This window comes from Delftia sp. WSY_16, from assembly GCF_043104415.1.
Taxonomy (GTDB): Bacteria; Pseudomonadota; Gammaproteobacteria; order Burkholderiales; family Burkholderiaceae_C; genus Comamonas; species Comamonas tsuruhatensis.
Window position 1 is genome coordinate 540,480 of the sequence record NZ_JBICKS010000019.1, and the last position, 17,518, is coordinate 557,997.

Annotated in this window: 16 protein-coding genes and 1 tRNA gene; 13 read left to right on the forward strand and 4 right to left on the reverse strand. The window is 66.6% G+C overall.

Annotated features, from left to right (window positions below):
- The 6 genes from recN (at position 1) to ACF8O7_RS11885 (ending at position 6,728) form a co-directional block, all read left to right on the forward strand.
- Positions 1-1,776 carry a DNA repair protein RecN gene (gene recN, locus ACF8O7_RS11860; RefSeq protein ID WP_046986090.1) on the forward strand — a complete coding sequence of 592 codons (1,776 nt, stop codon included), beginning with the start codon at positions 1-3 and terminating at the stop codon, positions 1,774-1,776.
- A gap of 4 nt (positions 1,777-1,780) precedes the next feature.
- Positions 1,781-2,683 (forward strand): RNase adapter RapZ, encoded by a 903-nt coding sequence (gene rapZ, locus ACF8O7_RS11865; protein ID WP_392443402.1) that lies wholly within the window; start codon positions 1,781-1,783, stop codon positions 2,681-2,683.
- A gap of 30 nt (positions 2,684-2,713) precedes the next feature.
- Positions 2,714-3,436 carry a two-component system response regulator CreB gene (gene creB / locus ACF8O7_RS11870; RefSeq protein WP_016445708.1) on the forward strand — a complete coding sequence of 241 codons (723 nt, stop codon included), beginning with the start codon at positions 2,714-2,716 and terminating at the stop codon, positions 3,434-3,436.
- Positions 3,437-3,452: 16 nt separating this feature from the next.
- The gene (gene creC / locus ACF8O7_RS11875) at positions 3,453-4,913 is read left to right on the forward strand and encodes a two-component system sensor histidine kinase CreC (protein WP_275824375.1); all 1,461 of its coding nucleotides are present in this window, start codon (positions 3,453-3,455) and stop codon (positions 4,911-4,913) included.
- Between the two features lie 124 nt (positions 4,914-5,037).
- Positions 5,038-6,471, forward strand: coding sequence for a cell envelope integrity protein CreD (gene creD, locus ACF8O7_RS11880; RefSeq protein ID WP_126310884.1), 1,434 nt, complete (start codon positions 5,038-5,040; stop codon positions 6,469-6,471).
- On the forward strand, positions 6,468-6,728 hold the full coding sequence (locus ACF8O7_RS11885) for a hypothetical protein (protein ID WP_016445705.1): 261 nt from the start codon (positions 6,468-6,470) through the stop codon (positions 6,726-6,728). The genes creD and ACF8O7_RS11885 overlap by 4 nt, the downstream gene beginning before the upstream one ends.
- Positions 6,729-6,750: 22 nt before the next feature.
- On the opposite strand, the gene mutY is transcribed toward ACF8O7_RS11885, so the two are convergent.
- The 3 genes from mutY to mutM form a co-directional block, all read right to left on the reverse strand.
- Positions 6,751-7,821 carry an A/G-specific adenine glycosylase gene (gene mutY, locus ACF8O7_RS11890; protein ID WP_126310885.1) on the reverse strand — a complete coding sequence of 357 codons (1,071 nt, stop codon included), beginning with the start codon at positions 7,819-7,821 and terminating at the stop codon, positions 6,751-6,753.
- Positions 7,822-7,825: 4 nt separating this feature from the next.
- Positions 7,826-9,823, reverse strand: a complete 1,998-nt coding sequence (locus ACF8O7_RS11895; protein ID WP_126310886.1) for a dynamin family protein — start codon at positions 9,821-9,823, stop codon at positions 7,826-7,828.
- A gap of 337 nt (positions 9,824-10,160) precedes the next feature.
- The gene (gene mutM, locus ACF8O7_RS11900; protein ID WP_016445702.1) at positions 10,161-10,988 is read right to left on the reverse strand and encodes a bifunctional DNA-formamidopyrimidine glycosylase/DNA-(apurinic or apyrimidinic site) lyase; all 828 of its coding nucleotides are present in this window, start codon (positions 10,986-10,988) and stop codon (positions 10,161-10,163) included.
- A gap of 62 nt (positions 10,989-11,050) precedes the next feature.
- Here mutM and ACF8O7_RS11905 point away from each other — a divergent pair, with 62 nt between their 5' ends.
- The 7 genes from ACF8O7_RS11905 (at position 11,051) to pth (ending at position 16,991) form a co-directional block, all read left to right on the forward strand.
- A complete protein-coding gene (locus ACF8O7_RS11905; protein WP_193615925.1) occupies positions 11,051-12,838 on the forward strand; it encodes a tetratricopeptide repeat protein in 1,788 nt (595 codons plus the stop codon).
- A gap of 44 nt (positions 12,839-12,882) precedes the next feature.
- Positions 12,883-13,395, forward strand: coding sequence for an outer membrane lipoprotein LolB (locus ACF8O7_RS11910; protein WP_046240494.1), 513 nt, complete (start codon positions 12,883-12,885; stop codon positions 13,393-13,395).
- A gap of 72 nt (positions 13,396-13,467) precedes the next feature.
- Positions 13,468-14,331, forward strand: a complete 864-nt coding sequence (ispE, locus tag ACF8O7_RS11915; RefSeq protein WP_126310888.1) for a 4-(cytidine 5'-diphospho)-2-C-methyl-D-erythritol kinase — start codon at positions 13,468-13,470, stop codon at positions 14,329-14,331.
- A 29-nt stretch (positions 14,332-14,360) separates the two neighbouring features.
- Positions 14,361-14,437: transfer RNA gene (locus ACF8O7_RS11920), tRNA-Gln, on the forward strand.
- Between the two features lie 44 nt (positions 14,438-14,481).
- Positions 14,482-15,441, forward strand: coding sequence for a ribose-phosphate pyrophosphokinase (locus ACF8O7_RS11925; protein ID WP_026063011.1), 960 nt, complete (start codon positions 14,482-14,484; stop codon positions 15,439-15,441).
- Between the two features lie 172 nt (positions 15,442-15,613).
- A complete protein-coding gene (locus ACF8O7_RS11930; protein ID WP_046240492.1) occupies positions 15,614-16,243 on the forward strand; it encodes a 50S ribosomal protein L25/general stress protein Ctc in 630 nt (209 codons plus the stop codon).
- A 124-nt stretch (positions 16,244-16,367) separates the two neighbouring features.
- Entirely contained in the window at positions 16,368-16,991 is a 624-nt protein-coding gene (pth, locus tag ACF8O7_RS11935) for an aminoacyl-tRNA hydrolase (RefSeq protein WP_016445696.1), read from the forward strand.
- A 4-nt stretch (positions 16,992-16,995) separates the two neighbouring features.
- Here pth and ACF8O7_RS11940 read toward each other — a convergent pair whose 3' ends face one another.
- On the reverse strand, positions 16,996-17,259 hold the full coding sequence (locus tag ACF8O7_RS11940) for a YfhL family 4Fe-4S dicluster ferredoxin (RefSeq protein ID WP_016445695.1): 264 nt from the start codon (positions 17,257-17,259) through the stop codon (positions 16,996-16,998).
- Between the last annotated feature and the right edge of the window lie 259 nt (positions 17,260-17,518).

The following is a 17,518-nucleotide window of genomic DNA, read 5'->3' on the forward strand; positions in this document are numbered from 1 at the left end:
ATGGCGCTCAAGCGCATCGTGCTGCGCGACTTCGTGATCGTGCAGGCCCTGGATCTGGACTGGCATGCGGGCTTCACCGTGCTGACGGGCGAGACCGGCGCCGGCAAATCCATCCTGATCGATGCATTGCAGCTGGCCCTGGGCGCCCGCGCCGACGCCGACGTGGTGCGCGAAGGCTGCCCCCAGGCCGATATCTGCGTGGAGTTCGACGGCTGCGCGCGGCTGCGCCCCTGGCTGGAGGCGGCAGGCCTGGCCTGCGAGGACAACAGCCTGCTGCTGCGGCGCACGGTGGACACCCAGGGCCGCAGCCGCGCCTGGATCAACGGCACGCCGGCCACGGCCACGCAGCTGCGCGCCCTGGGCGAGCAGCTGATCGACATCCACGGCCAGCATGCCTGGCAAAGCCTCACGCGGCCCGACGCAGCACGCGCGCTGCTGGACGCCTATGCAGGCATAGACAGCCGCGAGGTCCAGGCCTGCTGGAGCCGCTGGAGCCAGGCACGACAAGCCCTGCAGCATGCGCAATCCGCCCAGGACAGCCTGCAGCGCGAACGCGAACGGCTGCAGTGGCAGATCACCGAACTCGACAAGCTGGCCCCGCAGGCCGACGAGTGGGACGAGCTTAATGCCCAGCACACGCGCCTGTCGCATGCCCAGACCCTGATAGACACCGCCCAGACCACGCTGCAGATGCTGGAGGACGACGAGGCCGGCGTGATCACTCCGCTGGGCCGCGCCAGCCATCTGATACAGAACCAGGAACACCTGGAGCCCGAGTTCCAGAACATCGCCGACGTGCTGGCCTCGTGCACGGCCCAGGTGCAGGATGCGCGCCATTCGCTGCAGGCCTATCTGCGCCGCGCCGACCTGGACCCCGAACGCCTGGCCGAGCTGGATGCACGCCTGTCGCTGTGGATGCAGCTGGCGCGCCGCTACCGCCGCACGCCCGATGAGCTGCCGGCACTGCTGGCCGGCTGGCGCCAGGAGCTGCAGCAGCTGGACGCCGCCGTGGACATCGAGGCCCTGCACGCTGCAGAGCAATCCGCGCAGCAGCACTACCAGGCCAGCGCCCGGGTGCTGTCGCAGCAACGCGCCCTGGCTGCGCCGCGCCTGTCGCGCGCCATCACCCAGGCCATGCAGGGCCTGGGCATGGAAGGCGGCCTGTTCGAGGCCGCCCTGTCCACAGCCGATTCTCCCGGTGCCTTTGGCGTGGACAGCGTGGCCTTCCTGGTCGCCGGCCATCCTGGAGCCAGCCCCAAGCCGATTGCCAAGGTGGCGTCGGGCGGTGAGCTGTCGCGCATTTCGCTGGCCATTGCCGTGACCACCAGCGAGCTGGGCGAGGCCGGCACGCTGATCTTCGACGAGGTGGACTCGGGCGTGGGCGGCGCCGTCGCCGAGACCGTGGGCCGCCTCATGCATGCGCTGGGCCGATCGCGCCAGGTGCTGTCCGTCACCCATCTGCCGCAGGTCGCGGCCTGTGCCGACCACCACTATCTGGTGGCCAAGCAGCGCGCAAGGCAGGGCACGCTCAGCACCGTGCAGCCGCTGGACAGCACCGCGCGCGAGGCAGAGCTGGCCCGCATGCTGGGCGGCGAGCGCCAGTCCGAAACCACGATGGCCCATGCCCGCGAAATGCTGGCCATGGCGCGCCAGGCACCCCCGCCCCGCCCGGCGCCGCGCAGGCCCGGCCGGCAGCGGCCGCAGGCCGACGCGCAGCGTACCCGGCCCAAGCCGGGCCGTGCGGCCAACGGCGCGCGCAACACCAATGGAGGCTGATGCCATGTCGCTTGAGATCGTGCTGATCACCGGGATGTCCGGATCGGGCAAATCCGTCGCCCTGCATGCGCTGGAGGATGCCGGCTACTACTGCGTGGACAACCTGCCTCCCGAGCTACTGTCCGCCTTCGTCGAACTGGAGCACGGCCGCCACAGCAACAAGGTGGCCATCGCCATGGATGCGCGCAGCGCCGGGGGATTGCCCCACCTGCCCGGGCAGCTGGAGCGGCTGCAGCGCCAGGGTGTCGTGCCCCACCTGGTCTTTCTGGACGCCACCACGGGCACCCTGGTGCGGCGCTTCTCCGAAACGCGGCGCCGCCATCCTCTGTCGCAAGGGCCTGTCGCCGAGGGCCGCCGCGCCCTGGTGCAGGACATAGAAACCGAGCGCGAACTGCTGGGCGAATTGCGCGAGAAATCGCATGTCATCGACACCAGCCACCTGCGCTCGTCCCAGCTGCAAAGCTATATCAAGGAGCTGATTGCGGCCCCGGTGGGCCAGATGACCCTGGTCTTCCAGTCCTTCGGCTTCAAGCACGGCCTGCCCTCGGATTCCGACTATGTATTCGATGTGCGCATGCTGCCCAATCCGCACTACGAACCCCAGCTGCGCCCGCTGACCGGCATGGATGCGCCCGTGGCCGAGTTCCTGCGCCAGCAGCCCGGCGTGGACCAGATGCGCCGCGACATCCAGCAGTTCCTGGAATCCTGGCTGGACATGATGGCCAGCAATCACCGCAGCTATGTCACCGTGGCCATTGGCTGCACCGGGGGACAGCACCGCTCGGTCTTCCTGGTCGAGGAACTGGCGCGGCACTTCGCCCCGCGCTGGCCCACGCTGTGCCGGCACCGCTCGCTGGACAGCCGCCCCCCCCCCAAGCCTGCCGACCTGCTTGCGCACGACATCTGAAGCGCCAGGGTCCGCTCCCGGAGTACTGCGATGCAAGGCATGCCGATGACGAACGCCCCGCGCGTGTTGCTGGTGGAGGACGACCCCGCCATCGCGCGCACCGTCTGCTATGCGCTGGAGCGCGACGGCATTGCCGTGCGCCACTGCCTGCAGCTGGCAGACGCACGCGCGCAATGGCAGGCGCAGCCGCCCGATGCCCTGCTGCTGGACGTGGGCCTGCCCGATGGCAACGGCCTGGACTGGTGCCGCGAGCTGCGCCAGGCCGGCGCCGCCGTGCCGCTGCTGGTGCTCAGCGCACGCGGCGAGGAAATGGACCGCGTGCTGGGCCTGGAGCTGGGCGCCGACGACTACCTGACCAAACCCTTCAGCCCGCGCGAGCTGGTGGCCCGTACCCGCGCCCTGCTGCGCCGTGCGCAGCGCCTGCAGCCCGCGCCCACAGCCAGCACAGCGCCGCCGGCAGATGCCCTGTTCAGCATCGATACGCAAGGCCAGCGCGTGCGCATGCAGGGCGTGCCCCTGGAGTTGACGCGGCGCGAGTACCAGCTGCTGCGCTGCCTGCTGGAGCGCCCCGGACGCATCCTGAGCCGCGAGTTCCTGCTCGACAGCATCTGGGGCCAGGACAGCGACAGCACGGACCGCACCGTGGACACCCACGTCAAGACCCTGCGCGCCAAGCTGCGTGCCCAGGTGCCGCAGCAGGACTTCATCACCACCCACCGCGGCATGGGCTACAGCCTGACGCTGCCGGGCTGACGCGCCGCCGCACGCCATGCGCCTCGGACTGCGGCTGTTCTTCGCCTTTTTCGTCATCAACGGCCTGGCCGCATTCTTCGTGCTGCGCGTCTTCATGGTCGAGGTCAAGCCCAGCGTGCGCAAGGTGACCGAGGACACGCTGGTCGAAACCGCCTACGCCCTGGCCGCGCTGGCCAGCGACGATATGGCCAGCGGCGTGCTGCAGCAAAGCCCCGCGGACAGCCGCTTCGCGCACCACATGCAGGCCTATGCCAACCAGACCGTCAAGGTCTGGATCTGGGACACGCGCAAGACCAGCCTGGACATGCGCGTCACCATCACCGACCAGCAAGGCCTGGTGCTGTTCGACTCGGCCGGCCTGGACCAGGGCGCCGACTACTCGCGCTGGCGCGACGTGTACCGCACGCTGCGCGGCGAATACGGCGCACGCACCACGCGCGAGGTGCAGAACGACGAGGCCAGCAGCGTCATGTATGTGTCGGCACCCATCATGGTGGAAGGCCGCATTGCGGGCGTGCTCACGGCCTCCAAGCCCGCGCACTCGGTGCAGAAGATCGTGGACAGCGCGGAAAGCAAGATGCTGCGCGGCGGCCTGCTGTTCCTGCTGCTGTCGGCCGGGGTGGGCTTTGCCGTCACCTGGTGGCTGGTCATCCATGTGCGGCGCCTGCGCAGCTATGCCCAGCAGGTACAGGCGCCCACGCTCAACGAGGCCGCCTCGCCCACCACGGCGCCCCCCATGCCCGAAGCCCCGCGCATGCCCGGCGAGTTGGGCGAACTGGCCCGCGCCATGGAGAACATGCGCAGCCGCCTGGAAGGACGCGACTACATCGAAGGCTATGTGCGCGCCCTCACGCACGAACTCAAGAGCCCTGTGGCTGCCATCCGTGGCGCAGGCGAGCTGCTGCAGGAAGACCTGCCATCGGCCGACCGCGAACTGTTCGCGCGCCAGGTGGTGGACCAGTGCCAGCGCCTGCAGAACCTTGTGGACCAGTTGCTGCGCCTGAGCCAGCTGGAGCAGCGCCGCGCCCTGCACGCGCACACGGCCTGCAGCCTGCAGGCCTGTGCCGAACAGGCCATGGCGCAAGTGCACAGCGCAGCGCACCAGCGCCGCATCCAGCTGGTGCTGCAAGGCCAGGACAGCAGCGGCCCCTGGGAGCAGGACCTGGTGGTGCTGGCCCTCAGCAACCTGCTGAGCAACGCCATCGACTTCGCCCCCGAAGGCAGCAGCATCCAAGTGGACATGGAGCCCGGCCGTGTCAGCGTGCGCGACCAAGGCCCCGGCGTGCCCGAAGCCCTGCTGGGCCGGCTGGGCGAACGCTTCTTCACCACCCCCCGCCCCAACGGAGAACGCAGCGGCACGGGACTGGGCCTGTCCATCGTGCTGCGCATCATGCTGCTGCACGGCGGCAGCATGCAGGCCGCCAACGCCCAGCCCGGGCTACGTGTCACGCTGAACTGGCCACTGCGGGCACCCTGACCGCCAGGGCCTGTTCACTCGGATTTGGAGGCGCGAATCCGACTTCACCTTCACTTCACAGACTTCATTCCGGCCACACAGCCCCCGCCCAGACTGCGTCCACGATCAACGAACGGGATGTGGAATGAAGAACCGACTGCTTGCCAAAGGCGTGGCCCTGCTGGTCATGCTGGGCCTTTTGATGCTGGGCCTGGGCCTGGTACATGACGTGGTGCGCGACCGCATACGCAACCGCGACAACGCCGTGCAGGGCGTGGTCGCCAGCCTGGCCGGACGCCAGACGCTGATGGGACCGGTGCTGGTGCAAAACTGTACCGAGACCACCGGCATAGAAAAGGGCAGCAAGACGGAATGGACCACGCGCCAGTTCCAGCGCATGCTGCTGCCCGACCAACTGCGCCATGAGGCAACGGCACGCATGGAAGAGCGCTCGCGCGGCCTGCACCAGGTCAGCACCTACGCCATGCAGGACAGCATCAGCGCCAGCTTCACCCATGCCGCGCAGTACCTGGAAAAGCCGTCCATCGAAGCGGCAGCCAACCAGGCCGTGCGCTGCGGCGCACTGCGCGTGGCGCTGTCGCTGACCGATCCGCGCGGCATACGCTCGGCCACCATCGAGGCCGGCGGCAAGAGCCTGGACGTGGGACCCGGCACCTCGCTGGAACGCTACTCGCAAGGCCTGCAGGCGGAGCTGGCGCCTGCCCTGCTCAAGAAGGACGAGCCCCTTGAGCTGAAGATTGCCCTGGAACTGGTGGGCACCGAAAAGCTGGCCTTCGTGCCGCTGGGCAGCCACAGCAAGGTCCAGCTGTCGGCCGATTGGCCCCACCCCTCGTTCGGCGGCAGCTTCCTGCCCAACCGGCGTGAAGTCAGCGACAAGGGATTCAACGCCAGCTGGAATCTCTCGGCACTGGCCTCTTCGGCGCGCCAGGCCTTCACCGACCAGCAGCCGCTGTGCCAGCCAGGCCGCCGCGACATGGAGGAATACGCCGCCACGGCGCACGCGCCCAGCAGCGGCCCCTGCCTGGAGTCGCTGGACACCGACTTCGTGGATCCCATCAACGCCTACTCGCTGAGCGACCGGGCCACCAAGTACGGCCTGCTCTTCGTGGTGCTGACCTTTGTGGCCGTCGGCCTGTTCGAGGTGCTCAAGCAATTGCGCGTGCACCCCATCCAGTACCTGCTGGTGGGATCGGCGCTGTGCAGCTTCTTCCTGCTGCTGATCAGCCTGTCGGAGCACATGGGATTTGCCAGCGCCTACGGCATTGCTGCCTCGGCCTGCGTGCTGCTGCTGGCCTACTACGCCAGCCACATCCTGGGCAGCCTGCAGCGCGGCCTGCCGTTTGCTGCGGGAATCGCCTCGCTCTACGGCCTGCTGTATGTGCTGCTGCAGCTGGAGCAAAGCGCGCTCATCGTGGGCTCCATCGCGCTGTTCGCCGTGCTGGCCCTGATCATGGTCTGCACACGGCATGTGGACTGGTATGCCTTTGGCCGGCAGGATGGCGACCGCGGCGATGCAGACGCAGGCACCCGCCCAACCGTGGGAGCGCTGCAGCCATGAACGTCCTCACCGACACCCCTGGCACGGCCGATGTGCCCGGCGTGCGCAGCCCGCTCGATCAGGCGCTGGAACGCCAGCGCTGCGAGCAGGCCTGGCACCAGGCGGTGCAAAGGGGCGACCGCCAGGCCCTGTTCAGCCTGCGTCTGCACATTGCCGAGGCCGCCGCACGCGCACGGCGCAAGCCGGGCGCACGTGAACAATGGCTGGCGTGGATGCTGCTGCGCTGCGCCCTGCTCCTGCCGCGCCGCACGTTCTAGGAAGACGCGGCGGCCTTGGGCTTCAGCCCGCAAACTGCGCATCCAGCAGCTTGCGCACCGGGGCCGGCAGGCCCATGTCGGCCCAGGCCCTGGCATCGGCCCAGCAGCCCCGGCCGTCTTCCATGGCAGCATCCGGGCCGCTGCCATGGACAGACACGCGCACCGGATGCAGATGCAAATCACGGTGGGTGAGCACATGCAGGAAAGCCGGCAGCTCGGTCCAGTCGGCGGATCGTGCGGCGGGCCAGTGCCGTGCGGCGGCCTGCTCCAGCGCCTCGCGTTCATTGAACACGGGAGGCGCATAAAGGCCCGCCCAGATGCCCTGCTGCGGGCGGCGCTCCAGCCAGACGCGGCCTTGCCCGTCCACGGCGATCAGCAGCCACCAGGCCTCGGAACTGCGCTTGAGCTTGCGCGTGCGCACGGGGTAGTTTTCGGGATTGCCGAAGCGAGCCGCCCGGCACTGCGGCTGCAGCGGACAGACCAGGCAGCTGGGCTTGCGCGGCGTGCAGATGGTGGCACCCAGGTCCATCAGGCCCTGGGTATAGCGGGGCATGGCCTGCTGCAGGTCCTCGGTGGGGCACAGCTGCTGGGCCAGGTCCCACAGTTCGCGCTCGTTCCTGGCCACGGCCAGATCGGCATCGAAAGCCAGCACGCGCGTGAGCACGCGCCGCACATTGGCATCGAGGATGGGTACGCGCTCGGAAAAGCAAAAGGACGCGATGGCGCCCGCCGTGGACCGACCTATGCCGGGCAGCGTGGCCAGATCCTCGGCCCTGCGTGGAAAGGCACCACCCCACTCCTGGACCACGGCCTGGGCGCAGCGGTGCAGGTTGCGCGCACGGCTGTAGTAGCCCAGGCCGCTCCACAGCGCCAGCACGGCATCCTGCGGCGCGGCCGCGAGGCTGGCGACATCGGGAAAGGCATCAAGGAAGCGCTGGTAGTAGCCCAGCACGGTGCTCACCTGGGTCTGCTGCAGCATGATTTCAGAGAGCCAGACGCGGTAGGGATCGCGCGTCTGCTGCCAGGGCAGGTGATTGCGTCCATGCGACGCCTGCCACTGCACGACGGGCGTGGCAATCGAGGGAAAGGTCAAGATATCAAACAGTCAGTGAAGTTTCCTGTGCAGCCTTTGCCAGGCCGGGGAAGGCGGGAGTGGGCGACAGGGGTTGCAGCAGTTCCATGGTGGCCTGTCCCAGCTGCAGCTGCAAGGCCGTGAGCTGTTCGTCGGCGGCCTCGATTTCGGCAATGCGCTCGACCAGGCCCGAAGCCGCATTCTGGATGCGGTCCACCGCTTCGATGCGGCGGGCAAAGCTGCGCTTGCGCTCTTTCAATTGGGCATCCAGCTGGGCCGTGGCGGACTTGCTCCACATATCCACGTCGTTGGCCGCAGACTCGAAGACCGTGCGCAGACGCATGGCAAGGGCCTTGATCAGCCGCTGGGCAAACGCGGGATTGCTGCGCCTGAGCGCGTGGCCCAGGCCCAGGTACTGGGTGTAGCTGGCCTCGATGCGCTGCAGGTCGCCGCCGAACTCGGTCAGCTCCAGCTGCGCAGGAGCCTGCAGCGAGAAGCCGAACTCGGCATTGAGTTCCTTGAAGGTCGCGCCCAGCATGGACTGGATCTCGCCGGCCTGCGCCTGGGCCCGGGTCGCCACGGTGCGCAGGCGTTCGAAGGTTTCCGCGTAGACCTTGCGCGCGCCCAGCTTCAGGCCGCGCTGCTCCAGCGCCTCCTTGAGATCGACCAGTTCCTGCTTGAGCGCGCTGGAACCGAGCTGGCGGAAGATGTCGCGCAGCATGCGCATGTGCACCAGGCGCACGGCCTGGATCCTGGCGGCGCTGGCATCGAAATCGCGCTGCTCGCTCTCGATGCGGTTGCGCATGGAGGCAATCACGCTGGCGTTCTTGCCGCGCAGGCTGCGCAGCTCGGCCATCTGGTCGTCCAGGTCGCGGCGGCGGATATTGAGCACGCGCTCCACCTCGACCTGCAACTGCTGCACATTGGCCCTGACAGCCGTCTGCAGCACCTTCTGGCGCTGGCCCATGATGCCCTCGGCCAGCATGTTCTCGAACATGGGCAGCCCGCTGGCCTGCAGCAGCGCCTCGTTGCCGGAGACCTTGGCCACCAGGCCCTTTTGTGCCGACACGGGCAACACCCGCTCCACAGGCAGGCCCAGCATCTGGGCCGATTCCTGGCGCTGGCGCTGCAGCTGGGCCTGCACCTGCGTCGCGGAGCTGAGGCTATCCCACAGCGTATCTATCTTGTTGAGCACCACCAGCCGCGAATCGGCCAGTGCCTGCTGGCCCGACGCCGCATCGGGCGGCAGCACATGGTCGCGCCAGATGGCCAGGTCGGACTTGGTCACGCCGGTATCGGCCGCCAGCACGAACACCACGGCATGGGCCTGGGGGATGAGGTTGACGGTCAGCTCGGGCTCGGCACCCACGGCATTCAGGCCGGGCGTATCCAGAATGACCAGCCCCTGCTTGAGCAGGGGATGGGGCATGTTGATCAGCGCGTGGCGCCACATGGGCACCTCCACCAGGCCCTGCTCATCCACGAAGGGATTGCCGCCCTGGTCATCGTCATGCCAGAAGCCCCAGGTTCGCGCCAGATCCACCGACACCTTGCGCACCTCGGCCACCTTGGCCAGCGTGTCGGCAATCTGCTGGGCATTGTTCACATCCAGCGGCAGCTGCAGCCAGGCCTCGGGCCGGGCGCGCCACTGGCCCAGGCTTTCCAGCGATTCGCGCGTATCGATGGGCAGCAGGCGCAGGCTGGGCTGCAGTTCGGCTTCCCAGCCCAGCTCGGCCGGGCACATGGTGGTGCGACCTGCGCTGGCCGGCATGAGGCGGCGGCCGTAGTGGGCAAAGAAGACTGCGTTGATCAGCTCGGACTTGCCGCGGGAGAACTCGGCCACGAAGGCCACCATGACCTTGTCGCCGCGCACCTGGGCTTCCAGCCGCTGCAGCCGCTCCTGCACAGCGACATCCAGCAGCTCCTGGGACTGCAACCATTCGCGCAGCGCATGCAATTGCTGCGCAAAGCCACGGCGCCATGCGCCGTGCTGGTCGAATTGCTCGTTGAATGATGGTCCCACGTGTTTCCCCCGCCATTGCATCGCCAATGCCTGCCGATGCTTAGTGATCGCCTCGACATTGCGCCGCAAGCGTGATGCCTTTTCTCATCAAAATATAGCACCGTCGCCCCGTTTTGCCCGCAGCTGCGCCCCAAGGCCGGCCCCTGGAACGGGGGGATTCAGGGCAAAACATCGTTTATTTACAAATGAAACAATATTTCACCATCAATCCAGCGCGGCTGAGGGTAATTTTTCAGAAATGTGAGCCTCCCGCACAGACCCGATATGAATCTCGCGCAGATTGGCCTCCACAAGCGTTACGAGACGTTGAGAATTCGCTCCTCTTTTTGAGGCCATCTCACGCTTTCTGACACCGCGCGCAAAAGTAGGTGCTGCGCTGGCCCTGGCGCAGCAGCTGTATGGGCGAGCCGCAATGCGTGCAGGGCTGGCCCTCGCGGCCATACACCTTGGCCTGCAGCTGGAAGTGGCCTGCCATGCCGTCGGGCGCCGAGAAATCACGCAGCGTCGTTCCCCCTTGCTCCACCGCCAGTTCCAGCACGCGGCGAATCTCCTCGAACAGCCGGCGCACCTTGCGCGGCCCCACCTCGCAGGCCGGCTGCGTGGGCGCAATGCGTGCCATGAACAGCACTTCGGACGCATAGATATTGCCCACGCCCACCACCACGCTGCCGCTCAGCAGCAATTGCTTGATGGGCGTACGGCTGGCCTTCAGACCGGCCTTGAAGGTCTCGAACAGGAAGCTGTCATCCAGCGGCTCCATTCCCAGATGGTCCAGCAGCCTGCGCGCCCAGGGATCGTTCTCGGCCGGCACATACATCACCGCACCGAACCGGCGCGGATCGTGCAGGCGCAGCTGGCCCTTGCTGGTGTGCAGATCGAAATGGTCATGTGCGCCCGCCGGACCCAGCGGCAACTCGTGCGGCGCCACGAAACGCAGGCTGCCCGACATGCCCAGATGCAGCATGAGCAGGCCTTCGCTCAGTTGCATCAGCAGGTACTTGCCGCGCCGGCGCACGCTGTGCACCTCGCGCCCGGTCAGAAGCTCGGGGGCAATGCCCAGAGGCCAGCGCAATGGCTTGCCCAGCGCCACGGATTCAATGCGCGCTCCGGCGATCTGCGAGGCGAACGCACGCCGCGTGACTTCTACTTCTGGCAATTCGGGCATGCGATCCGGGTTGTACTGAGGTTGTGCGAAATGCGGGCCGAGGCTTCGATTATTATGATTCGATGGATCATCGCCTTCGCCTTCAGGGACTCGCCGTGGCAGCAGCCCTGGCCATGGGTTCCGCCACTGCCTGGGCACTGCCTGGCAAGACCGCAGCCACCATCGAGACGGAATCCCCGGAACCTCCATCGTCCGCCGCCGCGTCTGCCGAAGAGGAGCGCGCAGCGCTCAACGCCGAACTGTTCTACGAGATCCTGGTCGGCGAAATCGCTGCCAGCGAAGGCGCGCTGGGCGATGCCCAGGCCATGATGATGGAGGCTGCGCGCACCAGCGGCAGCGAGCAGCTGTACCGCCGTGGCACGGAACTGGCGCTGCAGTCGCGCTCCGGTGAGCGCGCACTGGCCAATGCCCGCGCCTGGCTGGACGCCTTTCCCCAGTCACGCGATGCCAACCGCTTCGTGCTCCAGATCCTGGTGGCGCTGAACCGCATCGCCGATACCGGCAGCTATCTCAAGCGCGAGATCGAGGCCACGCCCGCTCCGTCCAAGCCTGCCACCTATCTGGGCATCACCCAGCTCTACAACAACGCCAGCGACAAGGCCCTTGCTGCCGATGTGGTCGAGCAGGCTATGGCCGGCGAAACCGACAATCCGGCCAGCGGCCCGCTGGCCTGGGCCACCATAGGCCACATGCGCCTGGGCGCCGGGCAAAAGGCCGCAGCCATGCAGGCCGTGCAAAAGGCCCAGGCGCTGACGCCCGACACAGGCCCCGTGGCCCTGCTGTCCATGGAGCTGCTGGAAGCCGGCATGCCGGAGGCGGAACCCATCGTCAAGCGCTACCTGGCCAAGAACCCGTCAGCCCAGATGCGCATGGCCTATGCACGCGTGCTGCTGGGTCAGCAGCGCCTGGACGAGGCCCGGCAGCAACTGGTCTCCATCACCATGGATTCGCCCGACTACGCCGAAGCCTGGGCCACGCTGGCCGCCCTGCAGCTGCAAACGAACGATGTGGGTGCGGCTCAGGCATCCACCGAGCGCTTCGGCAAGCTCGTGCCGCAGATTCCTGCCGGCGTGGCGCGCAGCGCTGGCCAGTCCCAGTACTACCTGCTGCAATCACAGATCGCTGAAAAGCAAGGCAGGTTCGACGAGGCCGACGCCCTGCTGCGCCGCATCGACGACGCCCCCAACCTGCTGAGCGTGCAGGCGCGCCGAGCGAGCCTGCTTGCACGCCAGGGCAAGCTCAAGGAAGCACGCGCCCTGATCGAAGCCGTGCCTGCCAGCGGCCCCAGTCAGCAACGGCTCAAGCGTCTGGCCGAAGTGCAGCTGTTGCGCGACGCCAATCAGAATACCCAGGCCTATGCGCTGCAGGCCGAGCTGCAAAAACAGGACCCCGAAGACGCCGAACTGGCCTACGACACGGCCCTGCTCGCGGAGCGCATCGGCAAGCATGACGAAATGGAGCGGCTGCTGCGCGGCATCATCGCGCGTCGGCCCGACTTCCAGCATGCCTACAACGCGCTGGGCTACTCCTTCGCCGAGCGCGGCATCCATCTGGACGAAGCAGAAAAGCTCGTGGGCAAGGCGCTGGAGATGTCGCCAAGCGACCCCTTCATCACCGACAGCCTGGCCTGGGTGAAATTCCGCCAAGGCAACCTGGACGAAGCGCTCAAGCTGCTTGAAAGCGCCTACGCCTCCCGCCCCGACGTGGAGATCGCGGCGCACCTGGGCGAGGTGCTCTGGGTCAAGGGCGATCGCGAACGCGCGCAGAAGATCTGGCGCCAGGGCCTGGCCTCCAGCCCCGACAACACCACGCTGCGCGACACCCTGCGCCGCCTGGGCGTCTCGCTTTGAGCCGCCGCGCCGTGCCCCACCCCGTGCCCCATCGTTTGCACCCCATGCTCATCCGCCGGCAGCTGTGCGCCACGGCTGCTGCCACGGCGCTGCTGACTCTGGCCGGCTGCGCCCTGCCACCCCGCCAGCTCCAGGCCGATGCAGCAGCACCGGCCGCCGCCGGGCACTGGTCGGGCCGACTGGCGCTGCAGGTGGAAGATGCGCAGAACCAATCCTTCAGCGCAGGCTTCGAGCTGCTGGGCACCCCCCAGCGCGGCGAGTTGCTGCTGTTCACCCCCCTGGGATCGACGCTGGCGCGCCTGCTCTGGGCGCCAGGACAGGCCAGCCTGCAGCAAGGCGAGGACCGCAAGACCTCGGACTCGCTGCCCACGCTGGTGCAAGAGCTGACGGGCAGCGACCTGCCCATCGCTGCCCTGTTCGACTGGCTGCGGGGCCGGGCCACCGCAGCCGCAGGCTGGCAGGTCGACCTTTCCCGCATGGAGCAGGGCCGCCTGTCCGCCCGGCGCCATGACCCGCAGCCGCCGGCAGCGCTGCGCATCGTGCTCGACACACCCTGATTTGCGCCGGGCGCGCCCTCTGCACCCCCATCCCGCCGCACCCGCCTCCATCCCTCTCATCCTCTCCAGCCCATGCGCTCGCTCCACGACGTGCCGGCTCCGGCCAAGCTCAACCTGTTCCTCCATATCACCGGCCGCCGAGACGATGGCTACCACCTGCTGCAATCGGTCTTCATGCTGCTGGACTGGCACGACACGCTGCACTTCGACAAGCGCGGCGACGGCAACGTCAGCCGCGAGGACCTCTCGGGCATGGCCCTTCCTGCCGACGACCTCATCATGCGGGCCGCACGCGCGCTGCAACAGGCCACCGGCTGCAGCCAGGGCGTGCACATAGGCGTGGAAAAGCGCCTGCCGGCACAGGCCGGGATGGGCGGAGGATCGTCGGATGCGGCATCCACCCTCATGGCGCTGAACCGCCTGTGGCAACTGAACCTGACCCGGCGCGAACTGCAGCGCATTGGACTGGGCCTGGGCGCAGATGTGCCCTTCTTTCTGTGCGGCAGCTCCGCCTGGGTGGAGGGCATAGGCGAGCACATCACGCCGCTGGAGCACAGCCATGCCCTGCCGCCCCAGCGGTTCGTGGTGGTCAAGCCCGAGGCGGGACTGGAAACCCTGTCCATCTTCCGCGCCCCCGACCTCAAGCGCAATCATGCCCATGCTACAATCGCCGACTTTGCTGCAGATCACTATGGCTTTGGCCAGAACGACTTGCAGCCCGTCGCCGAAAGGCTGCAGCCTGAAGTGAAAAAAGCCATTGATTGGCTCAAGTCCTTCAAACTGCGTGCTAGAATGACGGGCTCGGGAAGTGCAGTATTTGCACCACTGACGCAAACAATCGACTTCGAGAATGTCCCAGGCATCTGGAATGTCAGAGTTTGCAGGAATCTGCAGGCCCATCCCCTCAAGGATTGGCTCAAAGATGAGAGTTTATAGGCTGTCTGCCTGCGGCAGAGGGCCTGTGTAGGGGAGTCGCCAAGTTGGTAAAGGCACCGGATTTTGATTCCGGCATGCGAGGGTTCGAGTCCTTCCTCCCCTGCCAAACGTCTTTCGCGTCAAGGCAAACCCATCGTACTGGGGCGCTCAATGCATTCACATCATCCTGACATCATGGTCTTCACCGGCAATGCCAATCCTGGCATGGCCGCTGAAATCGTTCAGCACCTCGGCACCACGCTGGGTGCAGCCGACGTGGGTCGCTTCTCCGATGGAGAAGTCGCCGTCGAGATCAAGCAGAACGTGCGTACGCGCGACGTCTTCGTCGTGCAATCGACCTGCGCACCGACCAACGACAACCTGATGGAACTGCTGGTCATGGTGGACGCCCTCAAGCGTGCATCGGCCGAGCGCATCTGCGCGGTGATTCCCTACTTCGGCTATGCCCGCCAGGACCGCCGCCCGCGCTCCACCCGCGTGCCGATCACGGCCAAGGTCGTGGCCAACATGCTGCAGGCCGTGGGTGTTGAGCGCGTGCTGACCATGGACTTGCACGCAGACCAGATCCAGGGCTTCTTCGACATCCCCGTGGACAACATCTATGCCACGCCGGTGCTGCTGGGCGATCTGCGCCAGAAGAACTACGAAGACCTGATCGTTGTCTCGCCCGACGTGGGTGGCGTGGTCCGTGCCCGTGCGCTGGCCAAGCAGCTGGGCTGCGACCTGGCCATCATCGACAAGCGCCGCCCCAAGGCTAACGTCTCCGAAGTCATGCACGTGATCGGCGACATCGACGGCCGCAACTGCGTGATCATGGATGACATGATCGACACCGCCGGCACCCTGGTGAAGGCAGCCGAAGTGCTCAAGCAGCGTGGTGCCAAGAGCGTCTACGCCTATTGCACGCACCCGATCTTCTCGGGTCCGGCCATCGAGCGCATCGGCAACGGCAGTGCACTGGACGAGGTCGTGGTGACCAACACCATTCCTCTGAGCGCCGAAGCCCAGGCTTGCGGCAAGATCCGCCAACTGTCCGTGGCCCCCCTGATTGCCCAGACAATCCAGCGGATTTCCACCGGCGATTCGGTGCTGAGCCTGTTCTCCGAATAAAATATCGGCCCCTGTGGTCTGAACCAGCAAACCTCCTTCGGGAGGTTTGCGCGTTCCGGGATGGTTTCAGGACCATCCCGGGACACCGCAAGAGCAGCCTGTTCCGCACGGGGCAGGCGTTCTTTTATCAACGGATGAGGCTGGTCGCGGTCCATCCATCTAGGAGTTAGTTATGCAATTCGTCGCTTTTGAGCGCGCCAAGCAAGGTACGGGTGCGAGCCGCCGTCTGCGCAATTCGGGCAAGGCCCCTGGCATCGTCTACGGCGGTGCTGCCGAAGCCCAACTGATCGAGATCGATCACAACGCCCTGTGGCACGCCCTGAAGAAGGAAGTGTTCCATTCCAGCGTTCTGGATATGGAAGTCAACGGCCAGACCTCCAAGGTCGTGCTGCGCGACGTGCAATTCCACCCCTACAAGCAGCTGATCCTGCACGTGGACTTCCAGCGCGTTGACGACAAGACCAAGGTTCACCTGAAGGTGCCGCTGCACTTCGAAGGCATGGAACAGTCCCAGGCCGTCAAGGTCGAGAACTGCACCATCACTCCCCTGATCCATGAACTGGACGTGGTGTGCATGCCCTCCCAACTGCCCGAGTTCATCAAGGTGGACCTGAGCGGCCTGACCTCCAAGTCGACCCTGGGCCTGCAGAACGTCAAGCTGCCCAACGGCGTGAAGGCTGTGGTGCGCGGCTCCAACAAGAACCCGGCCCTGATCTCCATCAAGCTGCCCGAAGTGGCTCCTGATGCATCCGCAGCTCCCGCAGCGGCTCCGGCCGCTCCGGCAAAGAAGGGCAAGAAGTAATTCTTGGCTTTCCCTTGCGGCGGCTGCGGCTGCCGCAACCTGCAAAAGGCCCACCTCGCGTGGGCCTTTTGCATGGTGAACACCATCGCCTGCCTGCTGCGGCCGCCATGGAGATAATCGCCCGATGATCAAATTGTTTGTCGGCCTGGGCAATCCCGGGCCGGAGTATGAGGACACCCGCCACAACGCGGGTTTTTGGTGGATAGATGCGCTGGCGCGCGAACTCAAGGTCCACCTGGTGCCCGAGCGCAGCTACTTCGGCCTCATGGCCCGCGCCAGCGTGCGTGGCGAGAGTGTCTGGCTGCTCGAGCCGCAGACCTTCATGAACCTGTCCGGCAAATCGGTGGGCGCGCTGGCGCGCTTTTTCAAGATCCAGCCCGAGGAGGTCCTCGTGGTCCATGACGAACTGGACTTCGCCCCAGGCCAGGTCAAGCTCAAGCGCGGCGGCAGCCACGGCGGCCACAACGGCCTGCGCGATATCCATGCCCAGCTGGGCTCGGCCGACTACTGGCGGCTGCGCATCGGCATAGGCCACCCGGGGCACAAGGCCGAAGTCGCCAACTGGGTGCTCAAGAAGCCCGCGCCCGACCAGCGCCAGCTGATCGAGGACAGCATTGCCCATTCGCTCAAGGCCTGGCCCGAGCTGCAGGCGGGCGACATGGACAAGGCGACCTTGCTGATCCACACCACCAAGCCTCCACGCCCCAAGCCCGTGCGCCCGGCCACAGCCGAGAGCGACAAGGGCTGAGCGATCAGGAAGCGGCGGGAGCCTGGGATTGCAGACGCAGGTATTTCTGCATCAGCGTCTCGCGGTCTTCCACGTGGGCGGGATTCACGGGAATGCAGGCCACGGGGCAGATCTGCACGCACTGGGGTTCATCGAAATGCCCCACGCATTCCGTGCACTTGCTGTGCTCGATCTCGTAGTACTCCTCGCCCATGGAGATTGCATCGTTGGGGCACTCGGGTTCGCAGACATCGCAGTTGATGCATTCGTCGGTGATCATCAAAGCCATGGCAGGTCCCTCGCAAGCGCACGCCACGCTCCGGGCCGGGCAGGCCCTTGCACCCCGAACGGGCCTTGCAGCAAGGTGGCATCAGTCATTGCGCCATTATCCTGCCCCCTTCATACGCATGAAGGCTGCACGGGCAAGCATACGCGCCGGATCGGCACGGAGCGATGCACCTTCAAAGGCCGCTATGCTGCGCGCATGGGCCGTGCGCATTACCATTCGGGCCCGCCAAGAACCACCCACACACATTCCGCCGACGTGA